The sequence below is a fragment of the Paraburkholderia phenazinium genome, assembly GCF_900142845.1.
GTDB classification, from domain to species: Bacteria; Pseudomonadota; Gammaproteobacteria; order Burkholderiales; family Burkholderiaceae; genus Paraburkholderia; species Paraburkholderia phenazinium_A.
Genome location: NZ_FSRU01000002.1, coordinates 1605515 through 1620926 on the forward strand (window position 1 = coordinate 1605515; position 15412 = coordinate 1620926).

General features: G+C 64.1%; 13 protein-coding genes. 1 reads left to right on the plus strand and 12 read right to left on the minus strand.

The window, feature by feature from the left end; translation table 11 throughout:
• Positions 1–21: 21 nt before the first annotated feature.
• Positions 22–732: an SH3 domain-containing protein gene (locus BUS12_RS24175; protein ID WP_074299978.1), complete on the minus strand. Its 711-nt coding sequence runs from the start codon at positions 730–732 to the stop codon at positions 22–24.
• 234 nt (positions 733–966) lie between these two features.
• On the opposite strand from BUS12_RS24175, the gene BUS12_RS24180 reads away from it, so the two are divergent.
• Entirely contained in the window at positions 967–1650 is a 684-nt protein-coding gene (locus BUS12_RS24180; RefSeq protein ID WP_074299979.1) for a lysozyme inhibitor LprI family protein, read from the plus strand.
• 36 nt (positions 1651–1686) lie between these two features.
• Here BUS12_RS24180 and BUS12_RS24185 read toward each other — a convergent pair whose 3' ends face one another.
• From BUS12_RS24185 to BUS12_RS24235, 11 genes are all read right to left on the minus strand, one after another.
• The gene (locus BUS12_RS24185) at positions 1687–3180 is read right to left on the minus strand and encodes a chemotaxis protein CheW (RefSeq protein WP_074299980.1); all 1494 of its coding nucleotides are present in this window, start codon (positions 3178–3180) and stop codon (positions 1687–1689) included.
• Positions 3181–3194: 14 nt separating this feature from the next.
• Complete coding sequence (locus BUS12_RS24190) at positions 3195–3674, minus strand: chemotaxis protein CheD (RefSeq protein ID WP_216352733.1); 480 nt, start codon at positions 3672–3674, stop codon at positions 3195–3197.
• Entirely contained in the window at positions 3671–4498 is an 828-nt protein-coding gene (locus BUS12_RS24195) for a CheR family methyltransferase (protein ID WP_074299981.1), read from the minus strand. The genes BUS12_RS24190 and BUS12_RS24195 overlap by 4 nt, the downstream gene beginning before the upstream one ends.
• A gap of 13 nt (positions 4499–4511) precedes the next feature.
• Positions 4512–6209: a methyl-accepting chemotaxis protein gene (locus BUS12_RS24200; RefSeq protein WP_253190199.1), complete on the minus strand. Its 1698-nt coding sequence runs from the start codon at positions 6207–6209 to the stop codon at positions 4512–4514.
• Positions 6210–6564: 355 nt separating this feature from the next.
• Positions 6565–7665 carry an aminotransferase class I/II-fold pyridoxal phosphate-dependent enzyme gene (locus tag BUS12_RS24205; protein ID WP_074299983.1) on the minus strand — a complete coding sequence of 367 codons (1101 nt, stop codon included), beginning with the start codon at positions 7663–7665 and terminating at the stop codon, positions 6565–6567.
• Positions 7666–7748: 83 nt separating this feature from the next.
• Complete coding sequence (locus BUS12_RS24210; protein ID WP_171991709.1) at positions 7749–8513, minus strand: helix-turn-helix transcriptional regulator; 765 nt, start codon at positions 8511–8513, stop codon at positions 7749–7751.
• 71 nt (positions 8514–8584) lie between these two features.
• Positions 8585–10087 (minus strand): serine hydrolase domain-containing protein, encoded by a 1503-nt coding sequence (locus BUS12_RS24215; protein ID WP_253190200.1) that lies wholly within the window; start codon positions 10085–10087, stop codon positions 8585–8587.
• Positions 10088–10183: 96 nt separating this feature from the next.
• A complete protein-coding gene (locus tag BUS12_RS39680) occupies positions 10184–11740 on the minus strand; it encodes a methyl-accepting chemotaxis protein (RefSeq protein WP_290439577.1) in 1557 nt (518 codons plus the stop codon).
• A gap of 61 nt (positions 11741–11801) precedes the next feature.
• Positions 11802–12905: an ornithine cyclodeaminase gene (locus BUS12_RS24225; protein ID WP_074299987.1), complete on the minus strand. Its 1104-nt coding sequence runs from the start codon at positions 12903–12905 to the stop codon at positions 11802–11804.
• Between the two features lie 33 nt (positions 12906–12938).
• Complete coding sequence (locus BUS12_RS24230) at positions 12939–14057, minus strand: succinylglutamate desuccinylase/aspartoacylase family protein (RefSeq protein ID WP_074299988.1); 1119 nt, start codon at positions 14055–14057, stop codon at positions 12939–12941.
• Positions 14058–14317: 260 nt separating this feature from the next.
• On the minus strand, positions 14318–15241 hold the full coding sequence (locus BUS12_RS24235) for a LysR family transcriptional regulator (protein ID WP_074299989.1): 924 nt from the start codon (positions 15239–15241) through the stop codon (positions 14318–14320).
• Positions 15242–15412 lie beyond the last annotated feature (171 nt).

Sequence of the window (15412 nt, forward strand, 5' to 3'; positions counted from 1 at the left end):
ATGAGATGCGGTGAGATCCGCCTAGTTGCCCTGCGGCGGCCTGCCCTGCTTGCCACCCCCGCCACCTCCGCCCGGCCGGCCTCCGCCTCCCGGTGGCCGGCCACCGGAGCCGCCTGAACCGCCCGGGCGCTGCCCGCCTGCGCCGGGACGCTGGCCGCCTGGGGGCTGGCCGCCCGGCGGCCTGCCGCCCGCATTACCCGGCGGCCGTCCACCCGCATTCCCCGGTGGGCGCCCGCCTGGCGGCTTGCCGCCTGGACCACCCGGCGGCGGACCGGGCGGACGTCCGGGCGGGCGTCCCGCGCCGGAATGCGGCGGGCGCGGCGGCGGGCGATGCGCCCAACGCGATTGATCGCGATACCACGGCCGCCCACGGTAATAGTTGCCCCAATACGTGCCGATCGAGAACGTGACGATAGGCAAACCGATCACCGTGCCGTAGTTCAGCACCGGCACCGGGTTACCTTGATAAGGGTAGCTGATACGGCCTGCATATACCCAGCCGCGCAGGTTCGGCAGTGCGACATCGCACCAGCTATAACCGGCCACGCAGCCCATCACCGTGACGGGTGCGCCGCCCGGCAATTGCGACACCACCGGATAGTCTCGTGCGGGCCCGGCACGAAGGTTCACCGGACCATTGGTGACGGCCTGGGTCTGCGCAAAGGCGGCAGCGGGCACGAGCAACAGACTGGTCAACCCTGCATAACAGCACTGCACGAACTGTCTTCGCATTGCGGCCTCCTGAGGTCGGGGCGGTTTTCTGATTGTCGCGGTTTGCTGGTCGCTGCGAAAGCTAGCGTACCGCATCCCGATGAACGCCGCAGGTCATTCGTGGCCGCGCAGGAAACCGTATGGGAAACATTTGGTAAGCAGATCGCAAACTCGTCCTTTTTTTGAGGTCTGCGCGATTCCAGTTCAGCCGATCATTCATCGCACACCCCGAACCCCTGTTTCGCCGGTACCGCCATGAAGATATTCCGCACTGCCACTCTCGCGAGCTTGCTGCTCATCCACCTGCCGGCCCATGCGACCAGCTTCGATTGCAACAAGGGCCGCTCGGTCCCGGAGCAATTGATCTGCCATCGAGCCGATCTGTCCACCCTCGACGACCTGCTCGGCAAGCTGTACCGTCAGGCGCGCCGCGCCGTCGCCAACCCCAAGGCGTTCCGCGCCGACAGCGACAGCAAATGGGCCTGGCGCGAAGCGAACTGCAGCGACGAAGCCTGCCTGAAAACCTGGTACACCGGGCGCATCGAAGAGTTGCAGCGCCTGCTGGCGAGCCTCCCGCAAGGCGGCCCGGCGGCTCAGCCGGACAAGCCCGACCAGCCGGCACCGGGTTCGCATGAGTTATCCCGCGACCCGGACCGGCGCGCCATCGCGCATGCGCAACCTGACGCGGGCAAGGCGGACACGGCCGACGCCGCGAACGCAGCCAGGGCGGCCACCGCAGCCAACGCAGCCACCGCAACGGTGGCCCTGCAATGCACTTCCGCCGATCCGGGCATCACCTTGCATGACCAGTGCGCGACGGTCCTGAAGCAGGACACGCGCTGGCAATATCCGCCTCACAGCGGCGACTGGTTCTGCGGACTCGCGAACGTGGCGCAGTCGCCGGCGGAACCGGTCGCCGAACCGGTCGCCGAACAGTAGGCGCGGAGCCGCGGCGCAAAAAAAGCGCGGCGGCCGTCAGGCCACCGACTCCACCGCGACGCGTTCGCACAGCGTGGCCAGGTCGATCAGCATCAAGGTGCCGCGTCCCGGCAACTCGACGGCTTCCGTCATGCCGTTGCCCCAGCCGTTGCCGAGCTGGCGCGTCAGCATGGCCGGGACCGGAATCCGGCTGCCGGACTCGATGGTCACGATGTTGTCGACCGCGTCGACCACGAGTCCGTACTTCTCGCCGCGATGTTCGACGATCAGGATCTTCGCGTGCGTCGGGTCTTCGTAGGGCGGCATGCCGTACATGGCGCGCACGTCGATCACCGTGAGGAGTTCGCGGCGCAGATGCAGCACGCCGCGCACGAAAGCGGGCGCGCCCGGCGTCGCGACGATCTCGTCCGAGTAGTCGATCACCTCGCGCAACTGGCCGATGCGCACGCCGAGCAGATGTCCGAGGCGGAACGTCACATAGGTCTCGCGCGTGCCGCCGCGCCGGTTCGAAGCCTCCGTCTGGGTTCTGTCGCGGTACAGGTCGCGATGACCCTGAGCCACGGCGGCAATCTGCGGATGCGTGCAGAGCGCATCCGGACTCAGCAGGATGATGCTGTCGCGTCCTTCGTTGCCGAGGCAACCCGCGAACAAGGCAACGTGCCGGCGGCTATAGGCGGGCATCACCATCAGTTCGTCGTCGCGGTAGCCGACGATGCTGCGCACCTCGTCGACCATCAGGCCGACATGCACGTCGTACTGGTTGAGCACCACAATGCGCCGTTCATCGGAAGCCGCGGCGTGGCCGGACGCTGTCGCGTCGTCACGTGCAAGGCCCATGAAGCGGGCAAAGTCGATCACCGGCACCGTCGTGCCGCGCAGGTTCAGCATGCCGATGCAGACCTCGTCGGCGAGCGGCGACGGATGCATGGCCGGCACGCGGATGATCTCCTGAATCGCGGCCATCGGCAGCGCGAGATGCGCCCCGGCGACGCGAAACGACACAGTCTGGCGACGCTGTGCCTGCTGCACGCGCCGCTCCGTCGCCGCGGCGCGATGATGCAACTGCGGCACGTCGGGCAAGCCAAGTAGCGCGGCTGCCGAGAGGATCTGCAGGATCCGCTCGCCGCCGTCGAGTTTCAGCGCACCGCAGATGATCGGCGGAGCGTGGTCCGTACGCTCGAACGTAGTCTTCTGCGCAGCCGGCACGCGCAGGATTTCGCCGGTCGTATCGAACTGCAGCCCCACGCGCACGTCGCCCAGTTCGACGATGGCGATCTTGCTGGCGGCGCGCGCGGTGTCGTCCGGCAAATGCAGCAACTGGCGCAGGTCGACAATGGGAATCAGCGTGCCGCGCAGATTGAAGAGTCCGAGCAGATGAGTGGGCGCAAGCGGCACCGGCGTGACGGCCGACGGATAGTTGACCACCTCCTGCAAGGCCGCGACCGGCAGCGCGAGTTCGGTCTCGCCGAGATGGAATGAGCCGAACAGTTCGACGGCAGAACTGCTCGCGGACGTAGCGTTGATATCCATGCTGAGGCCCCCGTTCAGAGCGTGCGGGTAAATTTTTTCACGGCGAACGCATGCTGATGGCAATCGATCAGCAGTTGCCTGCCGCATTCGCCACCCACATCCACATGCACCACGCGCACGCCGAGCGCTGCGAGCAACTGCTGCGCGGTGCGGACATTCTGTTCGCCGATCGGCGCGTGCGCCGGCCGGCGTTCGTAATGGACCATATTCGCGCCGCCTGCCAGCACGGCCTCCAGCGCATCGTGCGAAGCCCGTTCGACCTGCATCAAGCGGAGCAGCGAGGGAATGGCCTGAGTCACATATTTGGCGCCGTTGCCCTCGGGCCGGGTGGGTGCGTCGGGCAGCAGGCAATGCGCGAGGCCATAAATTGCGCGCTCGCGCCACAGCAGGCCAATGCCGACGCACGAGCCGAGCGTGGCGCGCAACACGTCGCGCCCCTGGCCGATGCCGATCGCGCACATATGCACCTGAATCTCGCGGACGTCGTCGGTCACGGGCGCCTCCCGTTGCGGTAGATGAGCGGCTGCTCGAACGCGAAACCCATCTCGAAGCGGCTCAACGATTCGGATTCCCCAACGATCAACACGCCCTCGGGGGCCATCGCGCGACGCACGTTTTCGAGTACCGCCTGCTGGCCGTCGGTATCGAAGTAGATCAGCACGTTGCGCAGCAGCGTGACATCCATGGCGCCGATGTCGCGCGGCGGCTCGTGCAGGTTGTACCTGCGAAAGCTCACATTCGCGCGCAACGCCGGCCCTGCGCTAAAGCCGCCGTCCGCCGCGACGAAGTATTTCGCCAGCAACTCGGGATGCGACTGCTGCAACCCGTCGATGCTGCGGCCCTGGTAGTGCGCAGCCGCTGCCTTGCGCAGGATCGCGTCGCCGATGTCCGTGGCGAGAATGCGGTAGCGGAACGCCGGATGGCGGCTGCGAAACTCCTCGCACAGCATCGCCACCGTATACGCCTCCTCCCCGCTCGACGCCGCCGCCGACCACACCCGCAAGGGCGTGTCGGCATGTGCGTCGAACCAGCGCGGCAGGAATTGCCCGGCGAAGTACTCCCAGATGCGCGGCGTGCGAAAGAACGAGGTCTCGTTGGTGGTGACCAGATCGATGAAATCGCGCACCTCGTCCGGCTTCGCCTCCAGCACGTGCAAGTAGTCCCGGTAGCCGGTGAGCGCCAGCTCGCGCAGACGCCGGCGCAAGCGGCCCTCCAGCAAGGTCCACTTGCGCTCGCTCATGGCGATGCCGGTGTGGCGCCGCACCTGGTCGAAAAACGCCCGGCGGGTCGCCTGATCGACCTCACGCTCCGTATCCACGGCGCCTCCCGCGTTAGACGACAAAGCGCGTGACCGTCTGATCGAGCGTTTCCGCGCCCTGCATCAGCGTGGCGCTGGCGCGCGCAATCGTGTCGCAGGCGCCGGCGGATTTCTCGGTCTCCTCGGCGACCTGCTGGATCGCCGCGCTGACCTCGCGAGCCGCGATGAGCTGCTCGTCCGCGCCGCAGGAAATCTCCGAGATCGCGTGCGTCGTGCGGCTCACGCCGTTGACGATCTTGTCGAACGCCTCGCCCGCCTGCTTCGAAATCTCGCTGCCCTGGGTCACCCGCTTGACCGATTCGTTGATCAGCTTCGAGATTTCCTTGGTCGCCTGCGACGAACGCTCGGCGAGCTTGCGCACTTCGTCGGCCACCACCGAGAAGCCGAGCCCGTGTTCGCCCGCACGCGCCGCCTCGATCGCCGCATTGAACGCCAGCAGGTTGGTCTGGCTGGCAATCTCGCCGATCACCTTGATGATCTCGCTGATATCTTCGGAGGACTTATTGATCAGCTCCATCGCCTCGATCGAACGGGCAATCGCCTTGGCGCCGCGCTCGGCTTCCTGCTGGGTGTCTTTGGCGAGGTTGTCGGCGCTGCGCGAATTGTCGGCAATCGAATTGATCGAAGCGGTCAGTTCCTCGATCGACGCGTTCATTTCTTCGACCGTCGCGCCGAGCAACTGCGCGCCGCTTGCCACCGTGTTGGCGCGCCCGGCGATATCCTGCGACGACGCCGTGAAACCGCCCGCCGACTCCACCACCTTGCCGATCACGCCGCGCAGATCGTCCATCATCCGCTTGATGCCGGCGGCGAGCTGATCGATCGGCTCGTTGCCGGACACGTTGACCGAGCCGGTCAGATCGCCCGCCGCGGCCTTGCTGACCACGTTCAACAGCGCCGCGACCTTGCGCTGATCGTCGTCCGCGCGGCGGCGCACGCGCTCTTCCAGTTCGACCTGGGCGGTGACGTCGGTGGCGAACTTGATCACCTTATGAAGCCGGCCGCCGACGTCGAAGATCGGGTTGTAGGTGGCCTGAATCCACACGGCGCGGCCGCCTTTGGCGATGCGCTTGTAGCGCCCCGCATCGAATTCGCCGCGATTGAGCTTGGCCCAGAAATCGCGGTATTCCGCGCTGGCCGTATACGCCTCGTCGCAAAACTGGCGGTGATGCTTGCCCTGGATCTCGTCGAGCCGGTAACCGAGCGTGTCGAGGAAGTTCTGGTTGGCGAACAGCACCATGCCGGACAGATCGAATTCGATCACGGCCTGGGCGCGGTCGAGCGCGCGCACCTTGCCCTCGTATTCGGCGTTCTGCTGGCGCGTCGCGGTGATGTCGGTGGCGAACTTGATGACCTTGTAAGGCTTGCCGTCCGCGTCGAACACCGGGTTATACGAGGCGTTGATCCAGATCTCGCGGCCGCCCCGGCCGACGCGCTGGTACTCGCCATGATCGAACTCGCCGCGCGCAAGCTTCTCCCAGAACTGGCGATACGCGGCGCTATCGGCGTAAGCGGGTTCGCAAAACATGCGGTGATGCTGGCCGCGGACCTCGTCGAGCGTGTAGCCGAGGGTCTTCAGGAAGTTGTCGTTGGCATGCAGGACGATACCGTGCAGATCGAATTCGATCACGGCCTGAACACGATTTAGCGCAGCGCTGACCGCGCTGAGCTCGGTCATTTCCAGGTGCCGCTCGGGCGTTGAATGTTCCACTTCGTTCTCCTCGTTGAACGCGCGTGAAGAAAACCAAAACACGCCGGCACCTCACTCGCTACGAGGGGGCCGGATCGTGCTTTCTCTCAGGTTATGTAGTTTGTTTGCCGTGCCGGAGAAGTGCCTCCCTGCGACGATCTTCGCGTCGACGCCCTTGCACTTCACTAGCACTGCATGAGGTATATCGGCGGACAAAGATGCAATCTTTATACCGGATTAACCCTGAATTTTCGTCATGCCGATTTTTTCTTTCTATTCCTCAGCAATCGTTTGCCAACGATTGTTTATCGAGTGCTGATTCGGCGATTATTATTTCTTGAGGGATGGCTTTTAAACAGGCGATCTGGTATTTGACTCAACCGCGCAGCGCCATAGATATCCCCTTCAACCCCGCCTCCAGTTCAGTACGCGTCGGCCAGCCGTAGCCCAGCCGGAAATAGGCATCTGACATCTCAAACCAATGACCCGGGCCGACGTAGGTTCCCTGCACGTCGATCAGCCGCCGATAGAACGCGTCGGTGCCGCCGGCCGGCTCCACGCGCATGCGCGGAAAGCAGACCACGCCGCCTGAGGGCGCCACCCACTCCAGGCAGGCCTCATTGGCGATCCACTCCGTGACCAGCGCAAGACGGCTGCGCATTTCCGCGAGGGTCGGCTCCAGAATGGCCGCGCGTCGCGCGAGGATCTGCTCGCCCACCCATTCGTCGATCACGCTGCCGCAGATGCTGACCTGCTCTTTTGCCGCGAGGAAGAGCTGCTGCAAATGCGCGTCTTTCGTCACGATCCATCCCAGCCGGATGCCCGGCACGCCATACGCTTTCGATAACGACGACACGCTGATGACATGCGAGCCCAGCGATGCCGCCAACGGCAATGTCCGGCCGAACGACAGATCGCGATAGGTTTCGTCGACCAGCAGATAGCAGCCGTGCCTGCGCGCGAGTTCGACGAGCCCGTGCAGTTCGCCCTCGGAATACATGACGCCGGTGGGATTGTGCGGACACGTCACGCTGATGACTTTCGTGGATGGCGTGATCGCGGCGGCAAGCTTGTCGAAGTCGATCGCAAAGCCTTCTTCGAACAGCAGATCGACACAGGTGACCCGGCAGCCAATGGCTTTCGGCGTCTCCAGATTGGTGGCGTAGTTCGGGCGCACGACGACCAGATGGTCGTACGAACTGAGCAGCGCGGTGGCGATGATAAAGAGCGCTCCGGCCGCGCCGGTCGTGACCAGCACATCGTCGACGCTCACGCCGGTGTTGTCGCCGGCGATCAATGCGCGTAGCGACGCGCCGCCACGGTGTTCGCCGTACAGCAGCTTGAGGTCGGGAATCTGCAGATTCAGGCCGGCGAGCGTCTGGTCGGCCACCGAGCTTTCCGACAGGTTGTAGCGAATCCGCCCATAACCGTACTCCTCGGGCGATTCGGTTTCGATGGGCATGCGGACGTATTTCATAGGCCTCTCCATAAGATGAAGGGCTTATCGTGCCCGTGCCTGAAATTTGCCACCATCCCTCTCGAGAGGGGGCATGGGCAAACTCAGTGACGCTCGCGATACAGCGCAAACAACTCGGCAAGCGTGCCGATGCCGAGCTTGCGAAAGATCTGTTTGCGATGATCCTTGACGGTGTGGCCGCTGATGCCGAGACGAAGCGCAATCGCTTCGGAACCGCAACCGCTTAGAAGCAGTTCGGTCACTTCAAGCTCGCGGCGTGACAAGCGCGCCCTGGATACCGCCGTGCCGCGTAGCGGCAAGCGGTCGAGGAGAACGGACTGGCGCTCGAACGCGGCTGCAATCGGCCCACGCAATGCGGAGAGTTCATGCAGCCTGCCGGCCGACAATCCACGTGCTGCGCGTTCACGGTAGATGCCGAACTCCACCACACCCTGGCATGCCTCGAAATACAGGCCGATTTCTTCGAGCCTTTCCGGCCAGCCGATGGTGCGGTAGCCGAGTTCCTCATCCGGGTTCTCGATCAGATACCGCCGCAGACTTGCACCGATGTTCTGCGTCCCGATGCGAAAATCGCAGGCGCGAAACACACCGGGCCCATGGGAGAACTGCAGGACCGGATTCAGACGGTACGTCATGGCGACGTAGTTTTGCACGCCCTCTTTGCCGCCTGCCGCGGCAAAATTATCGAACATCAGTACAGGGCCGTTGTCGCGCCGGTGGATCACGACGGTCGCCAGATCGAAGTCCAGCCAGGCGAGCACCGCGCCTGCCGCGCGCGCGGCAAAGTCCGGTTCGCCGATCGCCCCGATGACATGCTCGAGGACAGCCTCCTGCGTGTGCCGTGACATCTGCATACGGCCTCCTGCCCAAGTTGATTTTCACGCCCGACGCGTTCGTGCAACAGGCCAACGCCTTCGATTTATTCCTGCAACGTTCCGACCACCTCGTCGTAGCGCAGCGCCCCGCTGTTGATATTGACTTCGCGCCTGAAGACAATCTGCTGTCCGGCGAACTCGCATACGACGGTGTCGCGGAAGGCGGTCTCGGCGAATATCCAAGTCATCTGCAGACGCGAAGTATCCAGCCAGCACGCTCGCGCAAGCACGGGACTGCCGCGCAGATGATAGCCGTGATGGAGGTCGCTACCCGGCATCTCATTCGGACTCTCGATCCAGCGGTCGAAACCCGCGACGATGACATGCTGCCCGTCCGCATCGTCGAGACGCAGTGTGCAGTCGCCGTCTGTGAATGCAAGCTGCAGTGCCCGAATACCCTGCGCGTTCGGCTGCATGACAAAGCGCCTTGTACTCGCGCCTGAACGCGCGGCGCCGCCGTTCGTGTCCGACGCTTGCGTCGCCCGCAGATACGGCGCTTTCCACGCAACCGGCGCGTCCTCTTTTTGCCATTCGACAATCCGGGCGCCGAGTCTCGCATCGGCAGCGGGCCCATCCGTCAGCACCGCATCGAACGCCGCTGGAAAGTACCGATCGATGAAGGGCCTGAGCTTCGCACTGCCCTTGATCGCGCCGGTCACGGCCAGCGTCGCACCGTGCGCGGGAAACACCACGGCCATCTGCACAAACTTGCCGATCGCGCTATACGATCCGCCGTCCGGACTCGTCCACCAGTGATATCCGTAGCGTCCCGACTCCACATGCGCGCGGGTCGCCTCCGCCACCCACGCCTCGGAAAGCACGCGCTTGCCCTCCCAGACGCCGTTTTGCGCATGCAGGATGCCGAGCTTGAGCATGTCCGCTGTTTTCGCTATCAGCCCATTGCCGCCCGGATTGATGCCATCGGGACCGATGTCCCACGACTCGCCTTTGATGCCCAAAGGCTCGAGCAGTCGCGGCTTGAGGTAATCGTGCAGGGTCTCTCCCGTCGCGCGGCTCAGGATCGCCGACAACATATAGCTGGCCGCGCTCGTGTACAGAAAGGCGCCTCCCGGTTTATCGACAATAGGAATCCTGAAGAACGCCTCTGTCCAGCTCGTGCCCAGCGCGCGCCATTGCGCACCGGATGTCTCGCCGGCGTGACCCACACGCATCGTAAGCAGATCCTCGATCGTCATGGCCGCGAGCCAGTCGCTCACGCCTGCCGGCAGCGCCTCGGGGAAGAACGACACCACCTTGTCGTCGAGGCGAAAGCGTCCTTCCTCGAGCGCGAGGCCGATCGCGCAAGCCGTAAAGCTTTTCGCCACGGAATGCAGATTGCGCGGACGGTCCGCGCGGTACGGCCAACGCCATGCCTCCGTCACCACGTGAGCGTTGCGGTGAATCATCAGCGCATGCAGGTCGAGGTCCGCCGCTTCGACCGCATCCAGGAAGGCGACGATCGCGTCAGCGTCCACACCCATGGAAGACGGGGTCGCACGCGCCAGGCCATCCAGCGCCGTGCCACTTAAACCGGCTGATGCCTTCACACCACGATCAAGAAAAGAATCTGACATTTTGTCTGGAGATTGAATAACGTTGGACAGCGGCACCCATGCGCGAACCCGCCATGCGACGGCACGTCCCTATGCAAAGGCCTCACCTAACCTGAACACGGAGACCGCCTCTCTTAGCGAGTGTGCCTGATCCGCCATGGCCTGCGCCGCCGCGGCGGCCTCTTCCACCAGCGCGGCGTTACGCTGGGTCACCTCGTCCATCTGCCTCACAGCCTGGTTGACCTGCTCGATACCGCGGCTCTGCTCCACCGAGGCCGAGGAGATCTCGCCCATGATATCGGTCACGCGCCGCACCGAAACGACGATCTCGTCGATCGTCCCGCCGGCCTGGCCCACCAGCGTCGAGCCCACCTTGACGCGCCGGACCGACTCGCCGATCAACGCGCCGATCTCTCTCGCGGCAGCCGCGCTACGTTGTGCAAGCGTGCGCACTTCGCCGGCCACCACCGCAAAACCGCGGCCCTGTTCGCCCGCGCGCGCCGCCTCGACGGCGGCGTTCAGCGCCAGAATGTTGGTCTGAAACGCGATGCTCTGGATCACGTCGACGATCGCCGCCACTTGGCCCGAGCTCTCGGAGATACCCTGCATCGTTTCCACGACCTGCACGACAAACTGTCCGCCGCGCGCGGCAGCTTCCGATGCGACCTCGGCCAGCATCACCGCCTGCTTCGCGCTCTCGGCGTTGTGACGCACTGTCGACGTGAGTTCTTCCATGCTGCTGGCGGTTTCTTCAAGCGACGCCGCCTGTTCTTCGGTGCGTCGCGAGAGATCGGTATTGCCTTGCGAGATCTCGTCGGCCGCCACCGAGATCGACTCTCCCGAGGTCTTGATGCCGACGACCGTGTCGCAAAGTTGCCGGTCCATTTTACGCAGCGCGTCGAGAAGCTGGCCGAACTCGTCGCGCGATTCCACATGGATCCGGTTATCGAGCCGACCATCCGCAATGTGATTGGCGACGCTGACCGCGTGCCTTAACGGCGTCGAAATCGCTCTGACCAGGTAGATCGACACGCCGATCGCCGCCGCGACGCCGGCCACGACCAGCGAAATGGCAATCAGGATCTGCGTGCGAAACGTCGCGGCGCTGTCGCTCGCGATCTGTTTCGTCTGCGTCAGGTTCAAGGCGGCGTCTTCATCCAGCGCCTTTTGCAAGGTGTGGGAGATCGGCACCATCCCGTTGATCGATGCCGTCACGTCAGTGAAGTTTTCAGCCTTCGCCGCGTTCAGCGCCGCATCGGTGAGGTGGTTGAACGGTGGTAGCGCGTCGTTGATGCGGTTTGCGATGGCGCGTTCCTTGTCATTGAACGCGCCATGCAGGAAGTACTCGCTCCACGCCGCGGCCATGCGCGCCTGATCGGTACGGATCTTCGCCATCATCTCCGCTGCGTGCGCGGCGCTGCCGGCGCCCTGCATGGCTCTGAGCTGCAAGCGGATATCGAGTTGCGCGACCCGCACGTCGCACAACTCGGCAATCGGCGTGACCTTGCCGTCATACAGACCGCTCATGTCCGAAGTCAACCGCCACAAGCTCACGACACCGAACGCCCCAATGCCGACCATCAGCGACACGGAGACGCCGAACGCAAGGATGATCCGGAAGCGGATCGTGTGAAAGAACGGATTCACCAGGGTCCTGTCAGGAGGCATTGGGCAGTGGGCAAAGCGCTCGCAGCGCGGCGCGATCCTCTCATGCCGTCAATGCGACCGGCTGCTGCGCCGTAGACGTTGCCACGGACGCTGCGGTCGCGGTTGTGGTCGCGGTTGCCGCAGCCGTTGCGGGCACAACGAACTGATACAGGTTCTTCGGATCCAGCGGCGCCGGAATCAGTTCGATATGCTCACCGATGTTGCGCGCGTCGGTCACGTCGCGCAGATAGCGCAGCGCCGAGAAATCCTCCAGCGCGAAACCGACCGAATCGAACACGGTCACCTGGGCCGCATCCTGCCGCCCCGCCACTTCACCCGACAACACGCGCCACAACTCCACCACCGGAAAATCCGCCGGCAGTTGCTGGATATCGCCCTCGATGCGCGTCTGCGGCTCGAACTCCACAATCACGCGCGCGCCTCTCAACACATCCGCGTGCAGTTCGGTCTTGCCCGGGCAGTCGCCGCCCACGGCGTTGATATGCATGCCCGGTTCGATCATGTCGGGCGTCAGGATGGTCGCGTTGGTCTTGTCGGCGGTGGCCGTCGTGACGATGTCCGCGCCGCGTACGGCCTCGGCCGCACTGGCGGCCCGAACGATCTTCAGGTCCTTGAAGCCGGCCAGGTTGCGGATCAGCTTGTCGGTTGCCGCGGGATCGATATCGAACACGCGCACTTCGTTCACGCCGAGTATCGCCTTGAACGCGAGCACCTGGAATTCGCTTTGCGCGCCGTTGCCGATCAGGGCCATCGAGCGTGCATCCGGCCGCGCCAGCGCTTTCGCTACCAATGCCGAAGTCGCGGCAGTGCGCAATGCCGTCATGATGGTGAATTCGCTGAACAGCACCGGGAAACCGGACTCGACTTCCGCCAGCACGCCGAACGCCATCACGGTCAGCATATTGACGTGGGTGTTTTTCGGGTGGCCGTTCACGTACTTGAAGCCATAGAGCGTGCTATCGGACGTGGGCATGAGTTCGATCACACCGCCGGGCACATGATTGGCCACCCGCGCCGACTTCTCGAATTCGTTCCAGCGCAGATAGTCCGCGCGAATGTAATCCGCCATCGTGGTGATGAACGTTTCCGCGCCGATCGACGTCACCAGTTTGCGGACGTCGCTTACATCGATATATCTCGTCATTTTATATTCAACCTTGTCAACATTCGAAGTCCGTCACGCGCTGAGCAGGTTGCCCGAGCGGATGACTTCGTGGCCCGACACCCGCCCAAGCGGATCGCCCTGCCGCACATATCTCACGTCTCTGCGCATATAGAAGACCCCCGCGGTATGCGAATGCAGCGCGCGCCGCGTCCCGTCCGTCGTATCGACGATCACGAACATCTGCTGCCCGACACTGACGTGGGCACCGGGCTCCACGCAATGCAGCAGGATGCCCGCAGCCGGGGCATAAAACTGTTCGCTGCCGGCGAGCGGCGTCGCCGGAAAGCTCAAGGGCGGCAACGGCGGCGCCGCTGCATCGATGGCGCCGCAATAGCTCAGGTAATCGACGATGGCCGTCGCATCCTTGTGCGCCAGCTCGTCGCTGACGTCGCGCTGGCCGCGATGTTCGACCGTGACCGCGGTGCTGCCGTACGGAATCGGGAAGCGCTCGCCGAGGCGTTGCCGCAGTTGCCACCATGTAAAGCTGTGCGCTTCGTCGAACGACTGGCCGCCCGAATCCACCGCCAGCAACGACGAACGCGCGCCGAGGTAGCGTGCGAGCGGCTCCACCTCCGGCCAGATCGCTTCGCCCGTATACACATGCATGGCCGCTTCGCGCGAGCAATGCAGGTCGAGAATGATGTCCGCGTCGACCGAGAGCAGCATCAAGGTGCGCTGCAGATCGTCGAATGCCTGGCGGGGTTGTTGCGCGAGCAACAGGTTGCGCCAGGCCGCGTGAATCGCCTTGCGGTTTGCTTCGGCGTCGGCGGTGAGTGTTCCTTCCACGGCGTCGGCAATCTGCGACGCCAGCAGCGGGAAACCCCGGTTGAAATTCCGCCCGCTCGCCAGTTCGAAGCGTCCAATCGCATAGCCGAGCACGTACTGGCTCAGGCCGATCGGATTAGCCGCGCTCACCAGCACCACTTCGCAGCGCAAGCGTCCCTGTTCTTCGAGCTGTCGCAGCTTGTCCGCCACACTCAGCGCGACCAGCATGCCGGGAATTTCGTCCGCGTGCAGGCCGGCCTGGATATAGATCTTCCTGCCGTAATGCCCGGCGCCGAAGTGATGCGAGATCAACTGATGCGCAGTGCCATCGGAAGCGGCAAGCAGGCGGTGTGTAACGCTGTGCATGAAAAGAAGGGTCCTGTGGTTCGTCAACTGGCCGCGACGGTTGTGGCCGGCGCGCCGGGTCGGTTCACCTCGCGCGCCCTGCGGATTCCAGCCTTGCCCTATGAACGCCAGAAACGTCGAAGCACTGATGGCATGCTAAGCGCCCGCAGGAACGGGCGGAAGCGTGCTCCGGGTTATCGTGATCGGCAATTTAGATCACCCGCGGGGGTCCGCGATAGCACGCGGCGGCCCGATCCGTGACGCGCGATCCGCGCCTGACCTTAGCCGTTGCGGGCCACGCCGCGCGTCAGTCGCGCATAGGACACCAGCATGCTCGCCAGTTCCTGGGCGATCGATGTCAACGGCGAATTGCTGCGCCGGATCAGGGATACGTCGCGCGGCTGGAAGGTCTCGCGGATCGGCACCCTGACGAGCGAACCCGAAAACAGTTTGAAGTCGGCGAGCACGCCGGGGTCCATCGTCAGGTAGTCCGTTTCGCAGACGAGAAACAGCGACTCCAGCAGCGTCTCGGCGGTAATGACGATTTTCGGCATGCCCAGCCCGTGGGTCGCGAACATCCCCACCAGCCGGTTCGCCGCAATGCCGACCACACCCTCGCGTTTGAAGCCCACCCATTCGGAATCGGCCAGTTCGGCAATCGACGTGGCGTGGGCCCTCGGGTGGCCGGCGCGCGCGAGGATGGCGGGAGAGGAACGGTAGAGCCGGTCGATGTGCAGATCCACGTCGTCCAGTTCCGGCGCGAGCGGACACAGCGCGAAATCGAGCCGTCCGTCGCGAATCCGCTCGATCAGCGTTTGCGCCGAACCGTTCGACAGATGCACGAGTACCCGCGGGAAGCTCGACATGAAGCGCTTCAACACCGGCACCAGCAGCTCGGCCAGCGGCTCGGAGGTCAGGCCGAGCGCAATGCGCCCGGTCGGCTCCCCTTCCAGTTCGCGCATATCCTGGTCGATGCGTTCGCAGTCCTTGAGGATAGACGAGGCCCGCGCCAGCAGCTTCTCCCCGAACGGCGTGAGGCTGATGCCGAGATGCGAGCGCGTCAGCAACGGCACGGCGAGCTCCGCCTCGAGACTCTGGATAGCGTGGGTCAACGCGCTTTGCGCGATGTCCAGCGAGCGCGAAGCCGCGCGAAAACTGCCCTGTTCGACGACCGCGCAAAACACTCTGAGCTGGCTCAACGTCATGTGATCACCTTAAGCGAATCCGATTCCTAAAAAGTCCTAACAGGTCTTGAGCGCGCTGCAAATACGGGTCTTCATTGTGATCGTGCGATTAGATCGCGATGCCAAGGATCGGTCTTCCGAGACAAAAAATGACCACATAGGATTTGACGCAACCCGTGCCTCACGCGCAGG